This is a genomic window from Candidatus Symbiopectobacterium sp. NZEC135 (genome assembly GCF_025962695.1).
The window spans coordinates 1-5,411 of the sequence record NZ_JAGFPF010000112.1 but is presented as its reverse complement, the minus strand read 5'-3'; the positions used below and the strand labels follow the sequence as shown (position 1 = coordinate 5,411).

Genomic DNA, 5,411 nt, shown 5'->3' with positions numbered 1-5,411 from the left:
TAATGGTTGAATGAGGTAAAGCAAGATGGTGTAAAGGGTTTGTAACATTGGCATTGGCTATTTTAGAGTTATCGCTGAAAATATTTTAGCTTTTTTGTTAAGGAATGACTATGGCACTGGCTATTAATTTTTTTATTTAAGTTCCTGAATCGCTAAAAAAATTTTTCGAGTATAAGGGGCTCTTTTCCTCTATCTCTCATTTTTTTGCTGAACAACCAAAGTACATTGCCCATTCATTTAAATCTTTGGTTACGAGAGACTGTGTCCCGACGGATACGCCCTCTTCAAGCGTTATATTAGGAAGAACAACAGCACCTGAGCCGATGATAACATGTTTCGCGAGGGCCACTGTACCTTTTATCACACCAGTGTACTCCTCACTTATTGTTGGAGTAGTCAGCTTCTTTCCTGAGTAGTCATCAGACTTGCTGTGAATTTTGACACCTTGTGAAAGGCCACAAAAATCTTTGATGATTATTCCTGCACCCGCAGAAAGAAACGTGTATCCGCCAATCTGCGCATAGGAACCTATATTTAAGAATCCGCTTCCTGATGCAACAAGGGTTGTGAATCCATCAATTCTAACATTGTTGCCTAAGGAAATATTTTCTAACCCTATAATGTTTCAGCTATGAACTACTTGAAAGTTTTTACCCATATTTTTAAAAGCAAATGAATGTAATCAATCATCTGTATAGTAATTAATGCAGAGGGGACTATAGACTAGGTCTTTTTATGCAAATAAGTATTTAATCTACGGAGAAATATTCTTTCGATTCAACTATGAATTTTTTGACGTTAAGAATTGCTTCGTTTTCTTTTTCAAACACTAAATCTAATGCAATTTTACGGTTCTTGGTCGCCTCTTCAATTTGCTCAAACCCGTATGCAATACCTAACCGCATCTTGGGGTCAGATTGCCATTCCGTTAGTGATAAGTTCTCATCAGGAACAACAATCGGAATGCAGCCACACATTATGGCAAACACCGAATATCCAGTGTATAGGTCATAAGAGATAAAGTACTTTACACGCTTGAATATTTCAGCGACTTCTTCATGCTTTTTTTCATCGATAAGAATTGAATCGGATAGGTCATGGATTATCTTTCTTCCTTGACCTTTTCTGATGCAATATGCGGTACCTGTCCGTTCTTTAGATGCGCCAATCTCATTATAAATATCATTCATCTGATGAAATACATGAAGTACTGTGTCAGAGGTGTGGGAACCATATAGCTTAAAATCTCGGCCAAATGCACCGTATGAGAAATACAGTTCGCGAGAGAAATAATTTACGTTTCCTGTTTGATAACCCGGATGGTGTAAGAACCATCTGACTACATTTTTAGCTTTTAATGGGTTTCCTGATACTATTTCTGGATATACAATAATGGAATTTTCTAAATCGTCGTTTGTTAATTTATTAATTACAGGGGTTTGGAATGCTTTGTTTGTTTTATATCTTCCACTCTTATATTTTAGTCTGATTTTCTCTTTTATCTCAGTAAAATGATTTTTCCATGATAAAGGATATTCTTTGACCATAGGATGTAAGTAAGCATTTTCTCCAAGTTGGTTGAGAAGATGACATAATTTATGTAGAACGATAACTCCACCACTCCATTCAGTATATGCTGGAGCCATTATTATAAATCGCATTGTAGCTATGCCCTAGATAAGAGTCGAATGTTGCTCTCTATTATAATAAGAGATGTGGAAAAGTATGCGGTTAATTTAATATATTGCTTTGCGTAGGGCTGTTATGATGGTAAATGTCTGAGACCAATCGATTTAACATTCCATCTGCTGTGTATTCTTTTATCAATTCAATATCTACAGGTGCTAATGGCCTTTCTAAAAAACTGTGTAAAGAGTCAATGTCATTATAGCCTAATATGAAAAAACGGTCGTCAGTATAAAAATCATATTGCATTACTTTTATATTGTTGGTTATTATTTTTTTGTTAAAAGCAAGAGCCTCGATCGTTCGTAACGTTAAACCATCTTGTCCTGGATGGTTTATTTCTATAACAACGTCAGACGCAATAACTCTCTGTATATTTTCTTTATAATCAAGAGATTGGTTTTTGCAAAAAAATGGGTAATTTGTTGATTTGTTATGTTTATCAAAAAGATAAAAATCAGGTGTGTAATTTAAATGTTTAAAATAAGGGAAAAGGTCTTGGAGAGATTTTTCTCGATCAGGTCTGTATTCACCAATAAAAAAACATGACTTTTCTGATAATTTGCTTTTTATTGATGTTTTAAGTATGGTGTCAATATCTTGGGATGTAAATGGAAGGAATTGTTTCAAGTATATGAAATCGTATTTTTTACAGTCAGATGGGTCGAAACTATATACTTTATCAAAATGTGAATCTATTTCTTGGGTAATATCTCCATCAGATGGAAGCCATTTTTTGTTTTCTTTCATTCCTCTTTCTAAATGAATTATAGTATCTCGAATGACTAAAGCTTTTTTACATGGGAGTGCTTTTATTATATCAAGAAAACCTAAAAAACTATATCCATTGCAAATTATTAAATCATCTTTTTTGACTTTTCTCAGTTTTAAAAAAATATGTATCTTAACGAATAACCAATTATTAACGTTGGCCTTTTTAAGTCTAATATTGTTTCTTGTAAAATGCTTCATGATATTTTTTATTTCTGTGACGCCATGCGACTCTAAATTTTTTATCATGAGCTTTTCATAATTGGCATTCCATTCTAAAAAATACACATTCATGAAACGATTCTCTTATTTTGTTGTGATATATTTTAATCTTGCCAAAATTCCGCTAAATAAGTGATATTTTCGGAACTCATGTTTTGACTTTTTCTTCCATTGCAAAGGTGTTCGCGGTTTAAGTAACGGCACATCATGCCATTCTGAGGCTAGATATGCTTTTTGGAAGAAAATTGTTGATGGGTATTGTCCCCACTCATTCCATGGTTTAGTTGTGCCAACATAATGAATTAAAGCCGCGTCGTCGTTAATGATGTTGTTATATTTCTGATGACTCCGATCGCTTAACTCGCTTTTTATACTAAAAATGCAGTTGTATTTTCTTGGTAAAATATGCGTTTTTTTCAATAACAGAATATTAAGTGCATCTTGATCAGGATATTTTAGTTCCACATTACCGAGAATAAAAGCGATGACTTTGGCGGTGAACGACTGCTGATGCCATTTACTTAAGTCCATCAACATCATACCCGAGTTGAAATAGTGACCATCCAGTTCAGGGCAGTGTAATCTATCTACTGCTTTCTTGTGCATTTCCTTAATATCAGGAACCACTGCGCAAACATTGTCATCAAAAGATAAGTTTGCTAACTGATCAAGCGGGCCTTTGCAAACAATATCAGCGTCAAGATATAACAAACGATCTATCGACAACGCGAGATAATCGAATGCTATCAGTCGATAATATGCTGAGTATGGCCAGTTTTTTGTTGGTAGGTTTTTTAAAGGGGTATTGTCGATATGATATATATAGATGTTTGTATTAAATTTAGCAGCCATTTTCTTGAAACGATGGCTATCATCATCATCTATCGTGTCGGTGAAAAAGTGCAGGGTAATGGGGATTTTATTATTTATAATAGCTGATGTTGCGGAAACGGCAGCGCCAAACAAAAAGTTCTTATCAATACCATACGCAATATGTAATGCTTTTTCAGTGTTGCCTTCTTTAGCACCCAAAAATGCTAGCTTATTTTTTACTATGCTGTTGTCAAAGTACATGATTTATTATTTCTAGAATAAAATCAGCTGATCTTTCTTAAAAAGTACAAGAAATAACTTTTTAAGCCTGAAAGGATTTTTTTATTGTGGAATTGATGCTTAGCACAATAGCGTAACTGATTGGCCGAATGAGCTTTGAGTAGTTTAGTCTCTTTCCATGGTGAATGCTGTTTTGCTGTCATGAAGTAGCGGGAAGAATCGTAGTCGCTAGCCCATGCATGCCACGGTTTGGTTGGTCCAATGTAATGAATAAACACGGTGTTTTTTGTAATTGGTGTCAGTGTTTTTTTGTTTTCACTCAATTCATAATTAATGCTGAATTGGGTGTTGTATCTTTTATCTAGAAACAAAACTTTGTTTACAAATAAAATATTTAATATGTCTTGGTCTAAAAACGATATTTTTTGTTTTACATCATCGTCAGCAAGAAGTGACATCGCCTGTCGACTGATATCCTGCTCTCCCCAACGTGGTATATTTATTAAAAGAAAGCCAGCATTGAAATAGCCATTGCTTATTTCTGCGTCTCCCAATGCAAGGGCGCGTTTAGTCCACCAGGGCTTTTCACCCTCGCAGACAACCGCAGCTGTATGATCTATCAAATCAAGGTTAATCAATTCATCCAGATCTGCATTGCAGACAATGTCAGCATCAAGATAAAGAACGGTGGTTAACACATTATTGAAAAAATCAGCAATGATAAAACGAAAGTATGTTGCATAAGACCAATTTTTAGTGCTTGGTAATTGTTTTAATTCATCACAATTTATGATGTAAACGACAATCTGCGTATTGTATTGATGACAAAGGTCTGTAAATTCAGCAATGTTCGTTTCGTCGAAAAAATCAGTAAAGATGTGAAATGCAATTTTTTTATTTTTATTATGCAATAAAATAGACGCTATGGATATTCCACAGCCAAATATGAAGTTTTTGTCTATACCGTAGGCTATATTAAAAGCCTCGTTAGATGAGTCATTAATATTATGGTTTAATATTATTTTTTCTTTTATTACATGCTCAGTGTTAAAATACACAAGGTCACCACTTTATTAGTTTTTCATCTGTTCTTTTCAATCGCGATCGCGTTTATAAATTTAGCATAATAATTTTTATCATAAAACTCACTGATAGAGTTTTTGATCTCTTCGATGCTTGAATTTATTTCATTCGTTTGCAATTGAGATAATGTTTTCACGAAATGGTGCGTATCACCCGGTGGATAAAGTTGCCCATTCACACCATTCTTGATGATATCACCTGGGCCCGATGGGCAATCGCTGCTAACGCAATAAATCCCATAAGACATGGCTTCAAGCAGTGTCATCGGAAGCCCCTCAAAAGCAGAACTCATGACAAAAGCCGAGACTTGCTTGATCTCTGTCTGAACATATTCCCACGGTTTTTCTTGCCATCCGTGCCAATGCAAACGATCTGCAATACCCCGTTGTTGCGCGTAGGCCTGGCAGACTTCGGTATCTGAACCATCACCAATAAAATGGCATTCCCATTCGCCCTTCAAACCAGAAAAGGCATCCAGCATATCTTTGATACGCTTTTGCCCCTCAAACTTGAGACGCCCGACATAGATAAATACGGCTTTATCCGTTGGTCGCGGAATCACGATGCTTTGTGGCGTGACCGGATTAAAAATCACA

At 35.3% G+C, this 5,411-nt stretch carries 6 protein-coding genes; all 6 read right to left on the bottom strand.

Annotation, left to right across the window (positions count from 1 at the left end):
* Positions 1–196: 196 nt before the first annotated feature.
* Positions 197–364, bottom strand: a complete 168-nt coding sequence (locus J5224_RS23165) for a hypothetical protein (RefSeq protein WP_264627598.1) — start codon at positions 362–364, stop codon at positions 197–199.
* A 385-nt stretch (positions 365–749) separates the two neighbouring features.
* Positions 750–1,646, bottom strand: coding sequence for a hypothetical protein (locus tag J5224_RS23160; protein WP_264627597.1), 897 nt, complete (start codon positions 1,644–1,646; stop codon positions 750–752).
* Positions 1,647–1,731: 85 nt separating this feature from the next.
* Positions 1,732–2,751, bottom strand: a complete 1,020-nt coding sequence (locus tag J5224_RS23155) for a hypothetical protein (RefSeq protein WP_264627596.1) — start codon at positions 2,749–2,751, stop codon at positions 1,732–1,734.
* A gap of 12 nt (positions 2,752–2,763) precedes the next feature.
* Positions 2,764–3,753, bottom strand: a complete 990-nt coding sequence (locus J5224_RS23150) for a glycosyltransferase family 8 protein (protein WP_264627595.1) — start codon at positions 3,751–3,753, stop codon at positions 2,764–2,766.
* Positions 3,754–3,776: 23 nt separating this feature from the next.
* On the bottom strand, positions 3,777–4,790 hold the full coding sequence (gene waaO / locus J5224_RS23145; protein WP_264627594.1) for a lipopolysaccharide 3-alpha-galactosyltransferase: 1,014 nt from the start codon (positions 4,788–4,790) through the stop codon (positions 3,777–3,779).
* A 23-nt stretch (positions 4,791–4,813) separates the two neighbouring features.
* Positions 4,814–5,411, bottom strand: a 598-nt coding sequence (locus J5224_RS23140) for a glycosyltransferase (RefSeq protein WP_264627593.1), incomplete at its 5' end; no start/stop codon positions are given.

What these genes read in the sequence shown, in the direction of transcription:
- J5224_RS23155 (WP_264627596.1), bottom strand. Translation starts at nt 2,751, where the DNA reads ATGAATGTGTATTTTTTAGAATGGAATGCCAATTATGAAAAGCTCATG.
- J5224_RS23160 (WP_264627597.1), bottom strand. Translation starts at nt 1,646, where the DNA reads ATGGCTCCAGCATATACTGAATGGAGTGGTGGAGTTATCGTTCTACAT.
- J5224_RS23150 (WP_264627595.1), bottom strand. Translation starts at nt 3,753, where the DNA reads ATGTACTTTGACAACAGCATAGTAAAAAATAAGCTAGCATTTTTGGGT.